Raw genomic sequence first — 18103 nt, 5'->3', positions numbered from 1 at the left:
ACAAGGAGAACGCACGAATGATTCGCATCGACAAAAGCATCCTGATTACGGGCGCGAGCCGGGGACTGGGGCTGGCGCTGATGAATGGATTGGCTCGCCGAGGCGCGCGGGTGGTGGGTGTGGCGCGTCATGCCGCGGAGATGGAGGCCGCTGCGGAGGCGCTGCGCTGGGAGGGGCTGGAGGCGCACGCGCTGGCCTACGACGTGGGGGACAAGGAGGCCATCTACCCGATGGTGGGCGCGGCCACCGCGCTGGTGGGCCCACTGGACGTGCTGGTCCACAACGCGAGCACGCTGGGGCCCACGCCGCTGCCGCTGCTGCTGGACACCGCCTGCGAGGACCTGCAGCGCGTGCTGGAGGTCAACGTGGTGGGCCCCTTCCGCCTCACCAAGGCGGTGGCCGGGAACATGGCGGTGCGAGGCAAGGGGCTGGTCATGCACATCACCTCGGATGCGGCGGTGTCCGCCTATCCCCGCTGGGGCGCATACGGCGTGTCCAAGGCCGCGCTGGAGCACCTGGGGCGCGTCTGGGCCGCGGAGCTGGAGGGCACGGGCGTGCGCTTCGTCTCGGTGGACCCCGGGGAGATGGACACGCGGATGTACCGCGACGCGGTGCCGGATGGGGACTACTCGCAGTTGAGCCGCCCGGAGGCGGTGGCGGCCCGGCTCGTGGAGTGGGTGGCGTGGCAGTCGGAGTCGGTGCCCTCGGGCGCCCGCCTGGAGGCGGCGAAGCTGGAGGCTGCATGAAGCCCGCGCGCTGGCCTGCGGACCGCCCCGAGGAGGGCCGCCTGCTGCATGTGGAGCCGCGCGCCCGCCGCTATCGCGACACCCGCGTGGCGGACCTCCCGTCGCTGCTGCGCGCCGGGGACCTGCTGGTGGTGAACGACGCCGCCACGCTGCCCGCGTCGCTGGTGGGGCGAACGGAGTCCGGAGAGCGAATCGAGCTGCGCCTGTTGTCACGCGAGCCGGACGGCACCTGGACAGGGGTGCTCTTCGGCGCGGGGGACTGGCGACGGCGCACGGAGGACCGGCCACCGCCGCCGGTGCTGGCTGTGGGCGAGGGGCTCGTGGTGGGAGGCCTGAAGGCGCGGGTGGTGGCGGTGCTGCCACCGTCTCCCCGGTTGCTGCGCGTGGCCTTCGATGAGACGGGGGCGGCGCTCTGGTCCGGGCTCTACCGGAGCGGGCGTCCGGTGCAGTACGCGTACATGGAGGCGCCGCTGTCGCTGTGGCATGTGCAGACGGCGTATGGCGCGCGGCCCTGGTCCGTGGAGGCGCCCTCCGCGGGGCTGCCCCTCTCCTGGAGCGTGCTGCTGACGCTGCGCAAGCAGGGCGTGCGGCTGGCCTCGCTCACCCACGCGGCGGGGCTGTCCTCCACGGGAGACGCGGCGCTGGACGCGGCGTTGCCTCGGCCCGAGCGTTCCGACATTCCCGCCGCCACGGTGGAGGCCGTCCTGCACACGCGCGCTTCCGGGGGACGGGTGGTGGCGGTGGGCACCACCGTGGTGCGGGCCCTGGAGGGCCGCACGGCGCGGCACGGCGGCTGGCTGGTGGCGGGGGAAGAGGTGACGGACCTGCTGCTGGGGCCGGGCTTCGTCCCACGGCTGGTGCACGGCCTGCTCACCGGCGTGCACGAGCCGGGGAGCCACCACCATGCGTTGCTCCAGGCCTTCGCGCCGTTGCCGCTGCTCCAGGAGGTGGCCGCGCACGCGGAGGCGCGCGGCTACCTGGGGCACGAGTTCGGAGACTCGTGCCTGCTGCTGGACGCGTGAGCGGTGTGGGGCTCGGGGCCCTACTGGAGCTGCGTGGGCTCCAGCTCCACCTTCACCCAGCCGGGCTTGCGCGCGTCGAAGTTGCGGTACGCGTCGATGGCGCTGCCCATGGGCTCCACATGGGACAGGATGGCCGTGGGGTCCACCACGCCAGTGCGCACCAGCTCCAGCAGCTTGGGGATGTACTTGCGGTGGTTGCAGTTGCCCATCTTCATCGTGAGGTTCTTGTTCATCGCCATGCCGATGGGGAACGTGCGCACCTGCGCCGGATAGACGCCGATGATGGACAGGGTGCCGGCCTTGGCCAGTCCCTCCACGGCCCACATCAGGGCCTGCGCGGGCGCGTCACCGGGCACCCAGTTGTCACCCTTGGGGTTCGTCTTCGGGGCGGCTTCCTTCACCTCGCGTTTGAACTCGGCCTTCTCCTGGTGGGCCTTCTTCGCAGCCGGGCCGTGGTGCGGATGCATGGCGTCCACACCCACCGCGTCGATGGCGCGGTCCACGCCAATGCCGTTGGTGAGGCGCTTGAGCGTCTCCAGCGGGTCTTCCTCCTCGAAGTTGATGACCTCGGCGCCCTGGGCTCGCGCCAGGTCCAGCCGGTCCTCGTGGCAGTCGATGGCGAAGACGCGGCCGGCGCCCAGCAGCTTCGCGCTGACGATGGCGAAGAGGCCCACGGGCCCGCAGCCGAACACCGCCACGGTGTCCCCGGGTTTGATTTCCGCCAGCTCCGCGCCCATGTAGCCGGTGGGGAAGATGTCGGAGATGAGGATGGCCTGCTCGTCGCTGACGCCCTCGGGAATGCGCACCAGGCCCACGTTCGCGAAGGGCACCCGCACCTTCTCCGCCTGCATGCCGTGGAAGGGCCCCGTCTCCTGGGGACCGCCGAAGAAGGCCGTGCCCGCGCTGGGGCCGTTGGGGTTGGCGTCGTTGCACTGCGCGTGGTACCCGGCGCGGCAGTACGAGCAGTTGCCACAGGCGATGGTGGACGGGATGACCACCCGGTCGCCGATGTTGAGGTTGCGGACGTCATCGCCCAGCGCCTCGATGACGCCCACGCCTTCGTGGCCCAGGATGGTGCCCGGCTTCATGCCCGGCATGGTGCCGCGAATCATGTGGAGGTCCGTGCCGCAGATGGCGCTCGCCGTTAGGCGGACGATGGCATCCGTCGGCTTCTCGATTCGCGGCTCCTCCACGTCGTCGAGCCGGATGTCCCCAATCCCATGGAAAACGACAGCCTTCATTGCGCGCGCTCCTGCCCCCTCGGGGCCCCAAGACGAAAAGGGCCTGCGCGGACGCAGACCCGCGTGACTTGGAGCCTGGGCATCGCCCCGGGTGAGGGCAAAGCGAGCGCCGCCCCCTCTTCTGCCCGACGGCCGGGGGAGCGGGGGCTAGCGGCCGCTGGATGCTTGGTGGACGTGGAAGGTGAGCCGCTTGCCGAAGACGCGGCGGAAGTTCACGACCTCTCGGTCCGCGTTCCACAGCTCCAGGTCCACGGGGTGCCGGGTGTGCAGGTGCAGCGCCACGCCATCGCGGCCGTTGGTGGCCTTGAAGTCCTTGATGGGCTGGTGGTGGCTGACGTCCAGCGAGTTGGCCACGCGCAGCAAGGTGGCCAGCTTGCGCACCGTCCTCGCCTCGGCCGGGTTGAGGCCCGCCATGCCGGCGTGGGTCAGCTCCGGCGGGCTGCGCCGGTGGTAGCGGGCGACGCGCGCCACCAGCTCGCGCTCGCGGTCGGCGAGGCCCGGCAGGTCGGCGTGACGGATGAGGTAGTACGTGTGCTTGTGGTGCCGCTCGTAGCTGACGGCGTGGCCCACGTCGTGGAGGAGGGCGGCGACCTCCAGGTGGGAGCGCACCGACAGCGGCAACTGGTGCAGGGCGGCCAGGTTGTCGAACAGGGTGAGTGACAGCCGGGCGACCTGGCGGGCGTGCTTCTCGTCGAAGTAGAAGCGCTTGCCCAGGGCCAGGGCGGCGTCCGCGAGGCTGTGGTCCTGGCGGTGCTCATCCTGTCGGTAGAGCAGGTCCACGAGGATGCCGTCGCGCAGGCCGCGGTTGACGACGCTGACGGACTCGACGCCCAGGTGCCTGGCCACGCCTTCCAGGATGACAGCGCCGGAGACGATGATGTCCGCGCGGCGCGGGTCGAAGCGCTTGCGGCGGCGCTCGGGAGGCATCTGCGCCAGGGTGTCCACCGTCTGCGTGAGCTGCCGGACGGTGGCGTTGCCGCTGTTCTCCGCGGCGGCGAAGGACACCACGGCGTTGATGGTGCCGGACGAGCCGAGCGCCACGCGGGGGACGTTGGGCACCGTGGGGGGCAGCGTCTTTTGCAGCACGTCCGAGACGAAGCTGCGCATGAGGCGCAGCTGCCGGGGCGGCACGGTGCGCGAGGCGTCGAAGACCTCGGTGAGGCGCACGGAGCCCAGCGCGAGGCTCCAGAGGTTGTCGGGCTTCTCGCCCATGGCGGTGGCGATTTCGGTGCTGCCGCCGCCGATGTCGATGAGGAGCGAGCGCGTGTGGGACGGCTTGCGGTGGAGCACGCCCAGACAGATGAGGCGGGCCTCTTCCTTTCCGCTGACGACCTCCAGGTTGAGGCCGGCCTCCTCTCGCACGCGGCGGACGATGTCGGTGCTGTTCTTGGCCTCGCGCATGGCGCTGGTGGCCACGGCGCGCACCTGGGCCTTGTGGCGGCGGCAGAGGGCGGCGTAGCGGCGCAGGGTGGCCACCAGGCGCTCGGCCGTCTCCTCCGGCATGGAGCCGGTGGCGAAGACGCCCTCTCCCGGGCGGATGGCGTCGCGTTCCTGGTGCAGCGTTTCGAGCGCGCCGTCGGCGTCTGGCCGCGCCAGCTCCAGACGGACGGCGTTGGTGCCCACGTCAATGGCGGCGAGGACGGGCGGAGGGCGGCGAGAAGGCATGGGTGGTTCTCGCCGGAGTCTACGGGGCTCCGGTGGTAATCGCAGCGGGAACCGCACTGGCAGGTTGGCCCCTCGCTTCAGTGCGTGACAGCCCTGTATCGGTTGCTCAGTCGAGGAAGCGGCGTTCCCAGCGGCGCTGCGCTTCCGCTCCGAATCCGAGCAGGTGCTCCTCGCGATACATCCAAGGCTCCAGCGCACGGGCCAGTTCGCGATAGGCGGGGAGCCTGTCGCCCTGGTCCATATCTCCGGCTTCTGGCCGTTCCCCGAGCGTGACGACGGCTCGACCGTCATCCAGGGCCTGCACCGTGGTGCTCGCCGCGCCCAGGCGAGCCTGGAGGCCCATGGCACCGTTCAGTTCGTCCAGCACGGGCTGGCCCAGGAAGGTGAGCCAGGAAGGCCCTCGGAGTCGCGTGCCCAGCTTCCAGGAGAGCCCTCCCAGGTCGATGATGTCGAGCCCCGGGTAACGGAAGCGCCACGCATCGGTTTGCTGCTCGACGCCCACGAGGTCGAGCTCCCCATTGAACGAGAGGCCCGCGTGTCCGGAGCAGAAGGGCAGCGGTCGTGCCAGCTCGAGCGCGAGCTCGCGAATGCGTTGGGGACCCCAGGCCTCCATGCGTTCAGTGGGCAACCAGAATCCCAGCGCGGAGACGGCGCCTGGGGCTTCGGTGGCGGCGGTCTGGAGGTCCTTCCCGTGATACTCGAACGCGTGAATCGCTTCCTCGTGGGGACCGCTCTGGAGCCGGACCACGGCCCAGTCATCGGCCTGGAGGTCGCTCCGGACGTGCTGCCAGCCCGACGCATCCAGCGGGTGCCAATCCCCTTCTGAATCGGCATATCTGCCAAAGACGTCAGCGCCGACCGCCTCCCGAAAGGTCTCCAGGGCATGCAGGACATGCTGCGCCACGGCGGCATGCGGCCGATGCATGTAGAAGCAGATGTTCAGGCCTTCCCGAAGGACGAGGTGCCCATTGCGGGCATGGACGCGAAGGCGAGGGTAGTGCTCGGTCATGGCAGGACTCCCCACCGGGGAATGATGCGGAAGGCTCGCGCACCCACCGCCAGTTCGTACATGAACTTCTGCGTTCGGCCCGCGTGCGGATGTCCTCTGGGGTAGACCTTCCACTTCGATGGGTCATCGCCCAGGCAGGGGAACTTGAAGTCGTACACGACGAGTGCCTGATGGGGGCTTCCCGCGTGAATGACGACATCGGGGATGAGCGAGCCCTTCAGTTCGCTGCCGCGGCCCTGCTGCACGAGCGCCTGTACCTCTTTGTCGCTGAGTGTTTCCCAGGTCTGGGTTCGCGGATCGCGATGGTATCTCGGCTCCACGCTGAACCCTCCTGGGCGTTGCTTGCTCAGCTCCCGCCAGGCGCAGTCGAGCGCCATCCGGTGCATCTCGATTCCCAGCTTCATGGCTCGGGTGACGGGCTGGCCTTGGGCATCTCGGCCTACCTCTTCCCTGCATTCCTCCGAGGTCGGATTCCGGCCACCGAAGCGTTCGAGCAGGATGGTCGAGCGGGCGTCCTCGGCACAACGCGCGAGGGCCTCTTCCATGGCATCCCGCTCCTCCGCCTTCAGCAATCGCAGCGCCGCGTCGCCCGCGGTGCCAATGGAGGCCGCCACCCGCAGGGCCCGGGTGCCAGGGAGGACGGCCTCCTCGCCCGCCATTCGCGCGCACACCGCCGGATTCTGCCGGCACGCGCTGGTCGCTGAGTCGAAGCCGTAGCGCTCCGGCCGCGCCGCGCAACCGGCGACCAGGCCACTGACCACCAGCGCCATCCACGGACGTCGCGGCATGTCCCCTCCCGTGCAGGGCCATGGTGGCCGCGCACACACGGGGGACACGCTACCGCTTCCGCCGCCGGCCCATGAAGCTGGCGAAGCGCTCCGCGAGGCGGGCGACGGCCAGCCCCACGATGTCCAGCAGCCACTGCTGGAGCCCGGAGCGAGCGCAGTCCTCCAGGTACACCCGCCGCGAGCCGCGCAGGTGCTTGTCGAGCCACCGCTGCGCCTGCGCCGCCGCGCCGGGTTCCTCCACCTCCACCAGCGTCTCCAGGTTCACCAGCGACAGCGGGTCCAGATTGAAGCTACCCACCAGCAGCTTCTTTCCGTCCACCAGCGCGGCCTTCGCGTGCAGCGTGGAGTCGGTCCACTCGTGGATGCTCACCCCGGCGCGCAGGAAGTCGCGGTACAGCCGCATGGTCGCCGCGCGCGCGAACACCACGTCGCTGCGCCCGGCCAGCATCAGCCGCACCGTCACGCCTCGCCGCGAGGCGCGCTTGAGCGCCCGCATGAAGCCCTTGTCCGGCAGGAAGTACGCGTGCGCCAGCACCACCTCGCGCTGCGCGCCGTCAATCGCCTGGAGGTACCGCTTGCGCAGCCGGTGCCCACCCGCGAAGCCGGACAGGAACAACTTCACCGCGCCCGACTCCAGCGCGGAGGCCCCCGCGTGCAGCGTGGCCCCCAGCTGCTGGCAGATGTCACCTCGCAGCTCCAGCGCCAGGTCGGCCCAGCCGGGCTGATTCCCATTCGCCGCGTACGCGTCCCCGATGTTGATGCCTCCCAGGAACGCCACCGAGTCATCGACGAGGAGAATCTTCCGGTGGTTGCGCCAGGAGCGGCCGGTGCACAGCGAGGTGAGCGGGTTGTACACGCGCACCTTCGCCCCCGCGGCCTCCAGCGTCTGCGTGAGGTGCCGGCTGGCGCCAATGCTGCCCCAGCCGTCCACCACCACCTTCACCGCGACGCCCCGGTGCGCCGCGGCCACCAGCGCTTCGAGGAACCTCGCGCCAATGCCATCCCGCTCGAAGGTGTAGACCTCCAGGTGCACCCGCACCTGCGCGGTGGCAAAGGCCTCCAGCATCCGCGGGTACGCCTCCGTCCCGCCGTCGAGCAGGGTGACGCGCTCCTCACGAACCTCGTTGAGGGGAAGGCGGACGCCAGGAGCGGCCAACGGCGGCAGTGAGGCTTCGGCGCGCATGAGCGCCTTCCACCCTACCGCTCCCAGCGTCTCGACGGGACAGCCTCACCGTGACATGGGGGCCGTCCCGCCACGAGCCGTCAGCGCCCGTCGTGCTTCCGCGCGCCCTTGCCCTTGCCCTTGTGCTTGCACTCGGTGCCGTCCCAGTACTGGCTCGGGTGGCAGTGCTTGCTGCTCCGCTTGGACTTCTTCGACTTGGGCGGACGCGAGTCGTAGTGGTGATGGTGGAAGCAGCCACTGAAGGTGAAGAGCGCGAGAACGGGGAGGAGGAGACGGGCTTTCATCGTGCGGGGCCAGGACATGAATGCTCGGACCCGGCCCGGCGGCGCGCGGCCACATTCCCCCCATCGACGCTGTGCGCCTGCTTCGATAGCCTGCGCGCCGTGCCCCCTGCTGCGAAGCCCGTTCGTCATCGGAAGATTGGTGCCTACCGCGTACTCGGAGAGCTGGGACGTGGTGGCATGGCCCTGGTGTACCGAGGCCTGCACGAGATGCTGCAGCGCGAAGTCGCCATCAAGGAACTGCTCCCGGATGGCCAGCGCGACAGGGAGACGTTGTCGCGTTTCCGGCGCGAGGCGCTCGCGCTCGCGGCCTTCCGTCACCAGAACATCGTGACGCTCTACGACATGGTGGAGAAGGGTGAGAGCCTCTTCATGGTGATGGAGCTGGTGGACGGCCCCACCCTCCACACGCTCATCAAGGAAGGCCCGCTGCCAGCGGACGTCACCGGCGTCATCGCCGCGCGCATCGCCAGCGCGCTGGACCACGCGCACTTCCGCCACATCATCCACCGCGACCTCAAGCCCGCCAACGTCATGCTCACCAAGTCCGGTGAGGTGAAGCTGATGGACTTCGGCATCGCCAAGGACGTGGGCATGGAGGCGCTGACCCAGCAGGGCATGGCGGTGGGAACGCCGTCGTACATGTCCCCGGAGCAGGTGACGGGCGTGCCGGTGGATGGCCGCACCGACATCTTCTCGCTCGGCGTGCTGCTCTACGAAGCCCTCTCCGGCGCGCGGCCCTTCCATGGCAAGACGGCGGGCGAGGTCTTCGCGAAGATTCGCGACGGCAAGTACACGCCGCTCTCCAAGGTGGCGCCCAACGTCCCCGCGCCGCTGGTGCGCATCATCCAGCGCGCCATGGAGGTGAGGCCGGAGGACCGCTTCCCCGACGCCGCCGCCATGCGCCGTGAACTGGACGTCTTCCTCGCGCAGGAGGTGCAGGTGTCCCACGCGGCGCTGCTGGTGGCCTTCCTGCGCCACCGTCAGAAGCTGACGGAGACGGAGGCCCAGCAGCTCATGCGGCCGCACGAGCTGGACGCCGCGGTGGAGGTGTTCGACACGGGGCGCTCCCGCCAGGGCGGGAAGCTGAGGTGGGCCCTGGCCGCCGCCATCGCGTTGATGACGGCGGCGGGCACCGGGCTCTACTTCACCCAGGCCCAGTGGGCGCCGCTGGTGGAGCAGCTCACCCGCTGAGGCCGGCGGGTGGCTCAGGCCTGTTGCTTGGACTTGTCGTGCGTGACGGTGACGATGGTGCCGATGCCGCCGCGCACGAAGAAGTCGCCCACCACGGTGAGCTTGCGCGGCTGGATGGCCTTGATGATGTCGTCCGCGATGGTGTTGGTGACCTTCTCGTGGAAGGCCCCCTCATTGCGGTACGCCCACATGTAGAGCTTGAGGCTCTTGAGCTCGATGCAGCTCTGGTCCGGCACGTAGGTGATTTTGAAACGTGCGAAGTCCGGCTGACCGGTGAGCGGGCAGAGACAGGTGAACTCCGGGACGTCGAACACGATTTCGTAGTCGCGATCGGCGGCGGGGTTGGGGAAGGTCTGAAGTTCCTTGGACGGCTGCGAGGGCATGGCGCTGTCGTCTACCACACCAACGCCGCGTGTCATCCCTCCCTTCGATGTCCGCCTGCCAACGCGCCTGGCGTCCAGCAGGGGGGAATCCTGGGGAGGGCCCGGTTGCCGCGTGGGCAGGGGCCCATAATCAAGGGGAGCCTCTACCCCTGCCCGAGCACATGCCGCTTCCCTCCGACGTCGAAGATGCATTCTCGTGCCTGCCGCTGGCGCTGGTTCGCGTCGGTCCGGACCTGCGTGTGCAGTGGTGCGAGGAAGGATTCGCCCACAAGACGGGCGTGGCGCTGCACGCCGGTGGCGACCTGCGGGACGCCCTGGAGCGCACCCGGAGCCTGGACGCCCTGGAGCGCGCCATCCGGGACGGTGCGTCCCACACCGGCCACGTCATCACCCGCGCGCTGCGTCAGGTCCGGGTGCAGGTGAAGCCCGCCTCGGCGGGCGAGGCCGCGGGCGTCTGGTTGGTGGTGGAGCCCTCGGGCGTGGACGACGAGGGGGCCTTCTCCCAGGCGGTGCAGGAGATTGCCCGTTCGGTGGGGGAGACGCTGGAGGTGGACAGCGTCTGCGCCGCCGCCGTGGTGGCCCTGGTCCGCTGCGCGCACGTGCGCCGCGCCGAGGTCTTTCTCTGCGAAGAGGAGGGCGGGAGCCTGCGCCGGGTGGCGGTGTCGGACCTGGCCGGCTCGGAGTCCCCCGAGGCGACCTTCGACTCCCAGTCGGACCCGTTCCGGCAGGCACTGGCGCTGCGTCAGGCGCAGCTGGGCATCCAGCGGGGCTATGGGGATTCCATGGGCTCCATCTTCGCCGCGGTGCCGCTGTGCGCGCCGCGCCGGACGGTGGGTCTGCTGCTGCTCTACAAGGAACAGGGCACGTCCTTCTCCGTGCGGGAGCTGGACTTGTGGAGCGCCGCGGCGAACCAGTTGGCGGTGGCGGTGGAGAACGCGCGCCTGCTGCGCGAGGCCAAGGCGGCGCTCCAGGTGCGCGAGGAGTTCATCTCCATCGCCAGCCACGAGCTGAAGACGCCGCTCACGCCGCTGAAGCTGGGCCTCTTCACCATGGAGCGGCGCCTGTCGTCGGGCCAGCCGGTGGACCTGGCCACGGTGCTCAAGTCCAAGCGGCAGGTGGACCGGCTGGTGGGGCTGGTGGATGACCTGCTGGACGCGTCGCGCCTGGACGCGGGGAGGCTGGCCCTGGACCTGGCGCCGCTGGAGGTGGGGCAACTGGTGGCGGAGGTGGTGGACCACTTCCGCGCGGCCTTCGAGCGGCCCTTCGCCGTGGAAGTTCCCCGTGAGCGCGTCTGGGTGCGCGGGGACAGGGACAGGCTGGAGCAGGTGCTGGTGAACCTGCTGGAGAACGCGCACAAGTACAGCGCGCCGGAAGAGCCCATCGTCGTGACGGTGGAGCGCTCCCCGGGCGAGGCGCGCATCCACGTCCAGGACCACGGCATCGGCATTCCGGGCGCGGACCAGTCGCAGGTGTTCCAGCGCTTCTATCGGGCGCGCAACGTGTCGCACCGCCACTTCGGCGGACTGGGGCTGGGCCTCTTCATCAGCCACTCCATCGCCCGGCTTCACGGTGGCGCGCTGTCGATGCGCAGCGCGGAAGGGAAGGGCAGCACCTTCTCGCTGAGCCTGCCTCGCATGGCGCCGCACGACGTGAGACGGCTGCCCCAGCGGCTGTTGCTGCTGGACGAGGACCAGACCCAGGAGGCCGCGGCGGAGCAGGTGCTGCTCTCCGAGGGCTTCGAGGTGCTGACGGCGCGCGACGGGGCCGAGGCGCTGCGGCGAGCCACGCACCTGCCAGTGGACCTCATCGTCCTGTCCACCAGCGCCACGCAGGGACAGACGAGCGTCTTCCTGGAGACCTTCGCCACGCTGCCGCGCGCGCGGCCGGTGCCCATCCTGCTGGCTGGGGATGAGCGCCCCTGGTGGGCACATGAGGGCACGTCGTTGTGTACGCGCCCCTACCGGCCCGAGGACCTGGTGACCCGGGTGCGCAACGCGCTCGCCGTGGAGCGGCGGTCCACGGCCGAGGCGCCGCTGGACCTGCTCAGCTCCCGGACGTGAGCACGCGGAAGTCCACCGGGACGATTCCCGCCTGGGCCAGGAGCTCGCGCGCCTGGGGGTGGAGGAAGGTCTCCAGCTCGACCTCTCGCTGGGCCGCGTAGCCGCTCTTCAGCGTCTCCGGCCGGTAGCCCGGGTGGCACATCAGCTCGATGACGCCGTCCTGGGGCAGGGCGGCGAGCTCCGACGCGAAGCGCTCCAGCGTCCAGTACGCCTCCGCGCCCGCGTCCCCCACGAAGTGCGCGTTGGTGGCGACACCCTGGGCCCCCAGCGTGCGCCGCATCTCCGCGTCGATGGAGCGCACCGGGACGCCCACGCTCCGCGCCGCCCGGGCCAGGCCCTCCAGGACTCCCGCGTGCAGGTGCAGGTGCTTGTGTACGTCCACGTGCGTGGCCGGCTGGCCCAGCAGGCCCGCGAGCCGTGCGAGCTGGGCGAAGGACTCCGCCTCCACCACGTCCGCCGGCAGGCTGCCCGCGCGCGCCTCCACGAAGCCGCCGTCCTCGCCGAGCAGCTCGCGTGGGAAGCCACTCCACACGGGCGTGCCCCGGGCGAGGTTGAGGTGCAGGCCGATGGAGAGTCCCCGGGCCTCGCGCGCGGCGGCCTCGGAGAAGGGCGTGTTCACCATGAAGGTGGCCGACGAGACGACGCCCTCGCGCATGGAGCGGAGGATGCCGCGCGTGACGGCCGGGTCGTAGCCCAGGTCGTCGGCGTTGATGATGAGGGCGCGTGACGGCATGGCGGGGTTCTCCTCGCGGTGGGCTCAGGGCCGGGGGCGTGTCTGGAAGAACTTCCACGCTTCCCGCGTGGCGTCCAGGTGGGGTGTGCCGCCGTGGTTGAAGTCCGTGAAGCCGGGCCAGGTGTGCTGGCCGCCCTGCACCGTGCACAGGGACGCGGTGGCGGACTCCGGGCGGCACCCGGTGGCGGCGGTGCAGGTGCTGTCGCCCTGCTGGTACGTCTCCACGGTGGGGCCCGTACAGCCGTTGCGCTCGGCCCAGCGGCGCACGGACTCCTCGGCGGACGGGTAGGTGCCGCCGAAGGGGCCCAGGTTGCTGCCACCCTGGTAGCGGATGACCGGGTCGGCGGTGCCGTGCATGTGCAGCACCGGCACGGGGCGCGACGGGTTGCAGGGCGTGGCGCCCTCCATGCCCGCCACGGGGGCGATGGCGGCGAAGCGGCTCGCGCGCTGGCAGGCCAGTTGGTACGAGAAGAAGCCACCGTTGGAGAAGCCCGTGGCGAAGGTCCGGCGCGTGTCCACGCACACGCGCGTGTCCAGGTCCGCCAGCAACGTGTCCACGAAGCCTACGTCATCGACCTTGGCCGTCCAGGCGGGGCCGCAGCACGCGCCCGCGTTCCATCCCCGGTAGGGGCCGTCAGTCCCCTGGTGATTGATTTCGGAGGCGCCGAGGCCCCGGGGATACACGGCGAGGAAGCCCTCCGTGTCGGCCAGCGGGGACAGGCGCATCAGCCCCTCCATCTCCACCTCGTTGGAGCCGAGGCCATGGAAGGCCAGCACGGCGGCGGTGGGCCGGGTGGCGTCGTAGCCCGGGGGGACGTGGACGCGGTAGTGGCGGGTGCGCCCGTCGTGCTCCACCGTCCAGTCGTAGGTGCCGGGCCCTACCGTGAGGCCGGTGCAGGCCGTGCGCTCCGGCACCGCGGGCTCCTCACCCGTGGGAGGGACGATGCCGGCATCCTCCGTGGGCCGGCGCGAAGTGTCCGAGGACGAGCACGCCGTGGCACCAGCGAGCAGGACTCCGAGGGCGAGGCGAGTGCTGCGAAAGCGCATGGCCTCGAAGTTAATGGGCCGGAGCCGTGACGCACGAAGTGTCGGCGTCATTTCACCGCGACGCACTCCGCGGCCAGGGCCTCCGCGCGCGTCGGGAAGCGCTCGGACAAGGCGCGCTTCACCTCGGTGACCCCCGCCGTGTTGCCGGTGTGGGCGTGGAGCTGGCAACGGGAGGCCAGCGCCCGTGGGTCCTCGGGAGAGAGCCGGTCCGCTTCGACGTAGGCACGCTCGGCGCCCGCGGTGTCGCCTTGCCGGAAGAGCACGGCCCCCAGGTAGTAGTGCGCCACGGCGAGCTTGGGCGCCTTCCGAATCGCGCGCTTGAGCAGGGTGGCGGCCTCGTCCACGCGCTGCTGTCGGAAGCGCACGAAGCCGAGCTCGGCGAGGCTCGCGGCGTCATCGTGGGAGCGCGTCCACGCGGAGAGCACGCTGGCGGCCTCCTCCAGCCGGCCACTCTGCGAGAGCAGCAAGCCGTAGCGGGGCGTCACCTTCGCGGAGCCGGGCTTCCGGGCGTGGACCGTGGCCAGCGCGGCCAGCGCGCCCGGGATGTCCCCCTGACGCTCGCGCAGCTCGGCCAGCGCCAGCGGTGGGCGGAGGTCCTTGGGGGCCAGCGCGGTGGCCTCCTCGATGGCGCGCTCGGCCCGCTTGCCCAGTCGCAGCTCCGTGGCGGCGCGCGCGGCGATGAGGTGCGCCTCGATGTCCTTGGGAAAGCGCGCAGCGAAGCCATCCGCCAGGGCCAGGGCCTGCGCGTGCGCGCCGGCTTCCAGCAGCAGCGCGCCCGCCCGGCTCAGCTCCTCCGCGCTTGCCCGGTCATCCGACGCCAGTCCCTCCAGGGCAGCCGCCTTCGCATCCGCCGTGGAGGCGGACTCCGCCCGGGCCAGGCGCTCGGCGGGGGGCGCTGCGGGACGCGTGAGGAACCACGTCGCACCCGCGCCCGCTGCACCCAGCGCGAGCACGCCCGCGATGAGCGGGACCAGGCGCGAGCGTCGCCTGCTCGGGGTGTGTTCATCCGCGGCGGTGGAGGCGGCCGTGCTCGTGGGTGCCTTCCGCGTGGCGCCCGCCACCGTCGCCGCGTCGGGGTTCGTGGTCCGGGAGACCTGGGGCCACGCGGTGGGAGCGTCGACTACGCCCAGGATGGGCCGGGTGTGGGGCGCCGGCGTACTTCCGTGGGACGGGTCCGCGAGCCGCGCGCGCCGCAGGGCCAGTCGCTTGGGGTCGCGGTCCGGAGGGAAGAGTGAATCCACGTAGGCGGCCAACTGCTCGGGTGTGGCCATCTCCGCTGCGCCACCAATCGACTCGATGGCGGCGATGAAGTCTTCCAGGCTGTCGAAGCGCGCGGCCGGCTCTCGGGCCAGCGCGGTGAGGCACACCAGCTCCAGCGCGGTGGGCACGGACGGGTCGAAGGCGGTGGGCGGCTTGGGGCGTCCCTCCGCGATGCGGCCCAGCACCTCGTCGGCGGACAGTCCGGTGAAGGGCCGGCGGCCACAGAGCTGTTCGTAGAGCATGACGCCCGCGGCGAACAGGTCGGCGCGGTGGTCCACCGGCTTGCCGGCAATCATCTCCGGCGACATGTAGAAGAACTTGCCCTTGAGGGTGCCGGGCTCCGTGCCCGAGCCCAGCGCGTCCGCCTTGGCGATGCCGAAGTCGATGACCTTCACCGCGCCATTCACACCCACGTGGATGTTGTCGGGCGTGAAGTCGCGGTGGACGATGCGCAGCGGCCGGCCCGCTTCATCCACGGCGCGGTGCGCCGCGTCCAGGCCCCGGCAGGCCTCCACCAGCACGCGCAGGGTGATGCCCAGCGGCACGCGGTGTCCGTGCTCGGCGGCCTCCTGACGCAGCTCAGCGAACGAACGTCCCTCCAGCAGCTCCATGGCGATGAAGGGCTCGGTGCCCTCCATGCCCAGCTCGATGATGGTGACGACGTTGGGGTGTCTCACCTGCGCGGTGATGCGGGCCTCGTTGAGGAACATCTGCACCACGCGCCGGTCCGAGGCGAGGTGCGGCATCAACCGCTTCACCGCGACCGAGGGCCCACGGCTGCCGTCGTCCTCGATGCGGCGGCCCAGGTACACCTCCGCCATGCCGCCTGTCGCGATTCGCGCGGACAGTCGGTAGCGACCCACCTGATAGGGGTTCTGCTCCGGCTCCAAAGTGCGCGCAGTCTACGTGTAGGCGCCCGTCCGCGCACAGTGTTGTGGCCATTACGGCGGGTGGGGGTCCTCTACCTCCCCGCTCGCGCGAGGGAGCGGGAATGTTAACGTCCGTCCTGTCTCATGGGCCTGGCGGGAGGTGGCCCAGACACACGCACGCGCTGCGGCCGGAGGGATGGTTGGGCACAGTCCTCAAGGGTGGTTACGTCGTCGAACTGGAGCCGGCGCTGGTCGAGCGCGTGGACCTGCGCATCGAAGGAGAGCGAATCGTCGCCCGTGGGCCGGACCTGACGCCGGGCCCGGATGACGAAGTCGTGGCGCTGTCGGGCAAGCTCGTCTTCCCGGGGTTGGTGAGCGCGCACCACCGCCTGTACGCGGTGCTGGGCCGTGGCATGCCGCGCCCGCCGCTGGAGACCTACCAGGAAATCCTCGAGCAGGTGGCGTGGCCGTACGAGAACGCGCTCGACCTGGACGCCGTGCAGGTTGCGGGCTGTGCCGGAGGGCTGGAGGCGCTTCAGTGCGGCACCACCACCGTGTGCGATTTGCACTCCTCGCCCAAGGCGATTTCGGGCTCGCTGGTGCGGCTGGCGCGCGGGCTCCATGAGGTGGGGGTGCGCGGCGTGCTCTCCTACGCGGTGTCGGATCGCCAGGGTGCGCTCGGCCGCGAGGAGGGGCTGGAGGAGACGGTCAGCTTCGCGAAGAAGGCGAAGGGGCGCTTCCGGGGGCAGGTGGGCGCGGCGCCGTGCTTCACCATCGGGCCGGATGCGCTGTCAGGGCTCTCGGAGGCGCTGAAGGCGCTGGGCGATGGCGGCCTGCACCTGCCACTTGCGGAGGACCCGCTCGACGAGCGCCTGTCCAACGAGAACTACGGTGCCTCGCCCGTGTCACGGTTGCTGGAGGCGGGCCTGCTGTCGCCCAAGAGTCAGTTGGCGCACGTGGGCCATTTGGACTGGGCGGACCTGGCGCAGGTGATTGCCACCGGTGCGTGGCTGGTGCACACGCCGCGCGCCAACCAGGGGCTGGAGGTGGGGTACGCGCCGGCGCTGAAGTTCGGGGCCCGCGCCACGCTGGGCGCGGATGGCGTGTCGGCGGACCTGTTCGCGGAGGCGCAGGCTGCGTACCTGCGCTCACGTGAGGCGGGACAGCCCATCGATGTGCTGCGCTACCTGGCCAACGGGCACCGCATGGCGTCGCAGATTTTCGAAGCATCGGTGGGGCCCATGCGCGAGGGCTCGCTCGCGGACCTGCTCATCCTGGACTACCTGCCGGCCACGCCGCTGACGGCGGAGAACCTGGCCTGGCACGTGGTGTTCGGCCTGGGCAGCCGGCACGTGGAGGCGGTGATGGTGGATGGTGTGTGGCGCATGTGGGCGCGCCGGCCGCTGTCGGTGAGCCCCTCCGTGGTGGCGGAGCAGGCGCGCGAGGCCGCGTCGGCGGTGTGGGCGCGGATGGCGGAGGCGGCGAAGAAGTAGCCCGCCTCTGCCTTGTCCGGGGGCGGGATGTCCTGTCTAGTCCCGCCCATGCTCGTGCCATTGCTCGTTGCGGGATTCTTCAGCGGTGCCATTCCCCAGGCCGGAGAGACGGCGCCGGACTTCACGGCGAAGGACTCCGCGGGGAACGTCTACACGTTGTCGGAGATGGTGAAGAAGGGCCCCGTCATCCTGGCCTTCTTCCCCAAGGCCTTCACGGGCGGCTGCACCCGCGAGCTCAAGGCGTACCGGGACCGTTACGCGGACGTGGAGAAGGCGCAGGGGCAGGTGTTGGCCATCAGCATGGATGACGCGGAGACGCTCACGCGCTTCAAGACCGAGCTGAAGGCGCCGTTCCCGTTCATCCCCGACCCTGAAGGGAAGGTCGTCTCCGCCTATGACGTGAAGATGCCGCTGCTGTCGGTGCCGAAGCGGTACACGTTCGTCGTGGGGGAGGGCCTGAAGATTCTCAAGGTCGAGTCCGGCAACGACGCCATCAACCCGCACGGAGCGATTGTCGCGTGCCCGCTGCGCAAGCCGGCCGGCGCTGACGCGAAGACGCCGGATTCAGGCACGAAGTAGCCGCGCAAGGCACGTGGCTACCGTCCCTGTGCGGGCGCCACGCGCTGCCGGCTGTCGAAGACCTGTGCGGGGGAGCCATCGATGAAGGTGTCCTCGAAGGCGCCCCCCGTGTACTCGTCGATGACCCTGCGCCAGAAGGCGATGGCGGGGCGGTTGCGCGGCAGTTGGGACAGCTCCCAGATGCCGGGGAAGAGGTCGAACACGGCCCTGGCCGCGAGCCGTCCCAGGCCGATGCGCCGCTCGTTTCGCAGGATGAAGAACTCGCTCATCCGGAAGTCGCGTCCAGGCGTCATGTAGGGGAAGGGGGACTGGCCCACGAAGGCGAAGCCCACGACGCGGCCCTCCCAGCGCAGCAGCAGGGGGTGGACCTCGGGGGCTTGAATCAGCCACGTGGGCAGGAAGTCCGGCCGCCAGCGCCCCTGCTCGTCCAGGGCGTAGTCGACGCCGAACTCGCTCAGGTCGTGGAGGTAGAGTGGGTAGAGGTTTCGAAGCAGCGTGTGCTCGGACGGAGTCGCTCGGAGAATCTCCATGGAGGGCCTCTCGTGTTCCC

Annotated in this window: 17 protein-coding genes; 6 read left to right on the top strand and 11 right to left on the bottom strand. The window is 70.7% G+C overall.

Features of this window, described 5'->3' with window-relative positions; translation table 11 throughout:
* The first annotated feature begins 17 nt into the window (after positions 1–17).
* Positions 18–746, top strand: coding sequence for an SDR family oxidoreductase (locus tag FL344_RS23605; protein ID WP_141620079.1), 729 nt, complete (start codon positions 18–20; stop codon positions 744–746).
* Positions 743–1768, top strand: coding sequence for an S-adenosylmethionine:tRNA ribosyltransferase-isomerase (locus FL344_RS23600; RefSeq protein WP_194863220.1), 1026 nt, complete (start codon positions 743–745; stop codon positions 1766–1768). Before FL344_RS23605 ends, FL344_RS23600 begins: the two co-directional genes overlap by 4 nt.
* Before the next feature lie 20 nt (positions 1769–1788).
* Here the strand turns inward: FL344_RS23600 and FL344_RS23595 are convergent, their stop codons facing one another.
* From FL344_RS23595 to FL344_RS23570, 6 genes are all read right to left on the bottom strand, one after another.
* Entirely contained in the window at positions 1789–3009 is a 1221-nt protein-coding gene (locus FL344_RS23595; RefSeq protein WP_141592895.1) for a zinc-dependent alcohol dehydrogenase, read from the bottom strand.
* A 147-nt stretch (positions 3010–3156) separates the two neighbouring features.
* Positions 3157–4674 carry a Ppx/GppA phosphatase family protein gene (locus FL344_RS23590; RefSeq protein WP_141620077.1) on the bottom strand — a complete coding sequence of 506 codons (1518 nt, stop codon included), beginning with the start codon at positions 4672–4674 and terminating at the stop codon, positions 3157–3159.
* Between the two features lie 106 nt (positions 4675–4780).
* Complete coding sequence (locus FL344_RS23585) at positions 4781–5683, bottom strand: type VI immunity family protein (protein ID WP_141620076.1); 903 nt, start codon at positions 5681–5683, stop codon at positions 4781–4783.
* A complete protein-coding gene (locus tag FL344_RS23580) occupies positions 5680–6471 on the bottom strand; it encodes a hypothetical protein (protein ID WP_228565301.1) in 792 nt (263 codons plus the stop codon). Before FL344_RS23580 ends, FL344_RS23585 begins: the two co-directional genes overlap by 4 nt.
* A 49-nt stretch (positions 6472–6520) precedes the next feature.
* Entirely contained in the window at positions 6521–7654 is a 1134-nt protein-coding gene (locus tag FL344_RS23575) for a phosphatidylserine/phosphatidylglycerophosphate/cardiolipin synthase family protein (protein ID WP_141620075.1), read from the bottom strand.
* 80 nt (positions 7655–7734) lie between these two features.
* A complete protein-coding gene (locus tag FL344_RS23570) occupies positions 7735–7938 on the bottom strand; it encodes a hypothetical protein (protein WP_225909537.1) in 204 nt (67 codons plus the stop codon).
* 177 nt (positions 7939–8115) lie between these two features.
* Between FL344_RS23570 and FL344_RS23565 the strand changes: the two genes are divergently transcribed.
* Positions 8116–9129 carry a serine/threonine-protein kinase gene (locus FL344_RS23565; RefSeq protein WP_255508242.1) on the top strand — a complete coding sequence of 338 codons (1014 nt, stop codon included), beginning with the start codon at positions 8116–8118 and terminating at the stop codon, positions 9127–9129.
* Between the two features lie 14 nt (positions 9130–9143).
* Here FL344_RS23565 and queF read toward each other — a convergent pair whose 3' ends face one another.
* Positions 9144–9512, bottom strand: coding sequence for a preQ(1) synthase (gene queF, locus FL344_RS23560; RefSeq protein ID WP_026113840.1), 369 nt, complete (start codon positions 9510–9512; stop codon positions 9144–9146).
* Between the two features lie 161 nt (positions 9513–9673).
* Between queF and FL344_RS23555 the strand changes: the two genes are divergently transcribed.
* Positions 9674–11572, top strand: a complete 1899-nt coding sequence (locus tag FL344_RS23555) for a hybrid sensor histidine kinase/response regulator (protein ID WP_141620074.1) — start codon at positions 9674–9676, stop codon at positions 11570–11572.
* On the opposite strand, the gene FL344_RS23550 is transcribed toward FL344_RS23555, so the two are convergent.
* The 3 genes from FL344_RS23550 to FL344_RS23540 are packed head-to-tail and all read right to left on the bottom strand — an operon-like array spanning position 11556 to position 15475.
* The gene (locus tag FL344_RS23550) at positions 11556–12305 is read right to left on the bottom strand and encodes a carbohydrate deacetylase (protein ID WP_141620073.1); all 750 of its coding nucleotides are present in this window, start codon (positions 12303–12305) and stop codon (positions 11556–11558) included. The two genes, FL344_RS23555 and FL344_RS23550, sit on opposite strands and share 17 nt — an antisense overlap.
* A 24-nt stretch (positions 12306–12329) precedes the next feature.
* Positions 12330–13352, bottom strand: coding sequence for a PHB depolymerase family esterase (locus FL344_RS23545; protein ID WP_141620072.1), 1023 nt, complete (start codon positions 13350–13352; stop codon positions 12330–12332).
* Between the two features lie 47 nt (positions 13353–13399).
* The gene (locus FL344_RS23540; protein WP_255508241.1) at positions 13400–15475 is read right to left on the bottom strand and encodes a serine/threonine-protein kinase; all 2076 of its coding nucleotides are present in this window, start codon (positions 15473–15475) and stop codon (positions 13400–13402) included.
* A 206-nt stretch (positions 15476–15681) separates the two neighbouring features.
* Here FL344_RS23540 and FL344_RS23535 point away from each other — a divergent pair, with 206 nt between their 5' ends.
* Entirely contained in the window at positions 15682–16974 is a 1293-nt protein-coding gene (locus FL344_RS23535; RefSeq protein WP_141620070.1) for an amidohydrolase family protein, read from the top strand.
* A 48-nt stretch (positions 16975–17022) separates the two neighbouring features.
* Positions 17023–17553, top strand: a complete 531-nt coding sequence (locus FL344_RS23530; RefSeq protein WP_141255587.1) for a peroxiredoxin — start codon at positions 17023–17025, stop codon at positions 17551–17553.
* 17 nt (positions 17554–17570) lie between these two features.
* Here the strand turns inward: FL344_RS23530 and FL344_RS23525 are convergent, their stop codons facing one another.
* A complete protein-coding gene (locus tag FL344_RS23525; protein WP_141592885.1) occupies positions 17571–18083 on the bottom strand; it encodes a GNAT family N-acetyltransferase in 513 nt (170 codons plus the stop codon).
* Positions 18084–18103 lie beyond the last annotated feature (20 nt).

This window comes from Myxococcus sp. AB036A, assembly GCF_006547355.1.
Lineage (GTDB): Bacteria > Myxococcota > Myxococcia > Myxococcales > Myxococcaceae > Myxococcus > Myxococcus virescens.
Note: the sequence above shows the minus strand (reverse complement) of the source record. Positions and strands in the feature narration are given on the sequence as shown.

Coding starts and splice junctions, on each gene's coding strand:
- FL344_RS23600 (WP_194863220.1), top strand. CDS start 743: ATGAAGCCCGCGCGCTGGCCTGCGGACCGCCCCGAGGAGGGCCGCCTG.
- FL344_RS23580 (WP_228565301.1), bottom strand. CDS start 6,471: ATGCCGCGACGTCCGTGGATGGCGCTGGTGGTCAGTGGCCTGGTCGCC.
- FL344_RS23595 (WP_141592895.1), bottom strand. CDS start 3,009: ATGAAGGCTGTCGTTTTCCATGGGATTGGGGACATCCGGCTCGACGAC.
- FL344_RS23525 (WP_141592885.1), bottom strand. CDS start 18,083: ATGGAGATTCTCCGAGCGACTCCGTCCGAGCACACGCTGCTTCGAAAC.
- FL344_RS23585 (WP_141620076.1), bottom strand. CDS start 5,683: ATGACCGAGCACTACCCTCGCCTTCGCGTCCATGCCCGCAATGGGCAC.
- FL344_RS23590 (WP_141620077.1), bottom strand. CDS start 4,674: ATGCCTTCTCGCCGCCCTCCGCCCGTCCTCGCCGCCATTGACGTGGGC.
- FL344_RS23530 (WP_141255587.1), top strand. CDS start 17,023: ATGCTCGTGCCATTGCTCGTTGCGGGATTCTTCAGCGGTGCCATTCCC.
- queF (WP_026113840.1), bottom strand. CDS start 9,512: ATGCCCTCGCAGCCGTCCAAGGAACTTCAGACCTTCCCCAACCCCGCC.
- FL344_RS23570 (WP_225909537.1), bottom strand. CDS start 7,938: ATGAAAGCCCGTCTCCTCCTCCCCGTTCTCGCGCTCTTCACCTTCAGT.
- FL344_RS23605 (WP_141620079.1), top strand. CDS start 18: ATGATTCGCATCGACAAAAGCATCCTGATTACGGGCGCGAGCCGGGGA.
- FL344_RS23550 (WP_141620073.1), bottom strand. CDS start 12,305: ATGCCGTCACGCGCCCTCATCATCAACGCCGACGACCTGGGCTACGAC.
- FL344_RS23575 (WP_141620075.1), bottom strand. CDS start 7,654: ATGCGCGCCGAAGCCTCACTGCCGCCGTTGGCCGCTCCTGGCGTCCGC.
- FL344_RS23555 (WP_141620074.1), top strand. CDS start 9,674: ATGCCGCTTCCCTCCGACGTCGAAGATGCATTCTCGTGCCTGCCGCTG.
- FL344_RS23565 (WP_255508242.1), top strand. CDS start 8,116: ATGGCCCTGGTGTACCGAGGCCTGCACGAGATGCTGCAGCGCGAAGTC.
- FL344_RS23545 (WP_141620072.1), bottom strand. CDS start 13,352: ATGCGCTTTCGCAGCACTCGCCTCGCCCTCGGAGTCCTGCTCGCTGGT.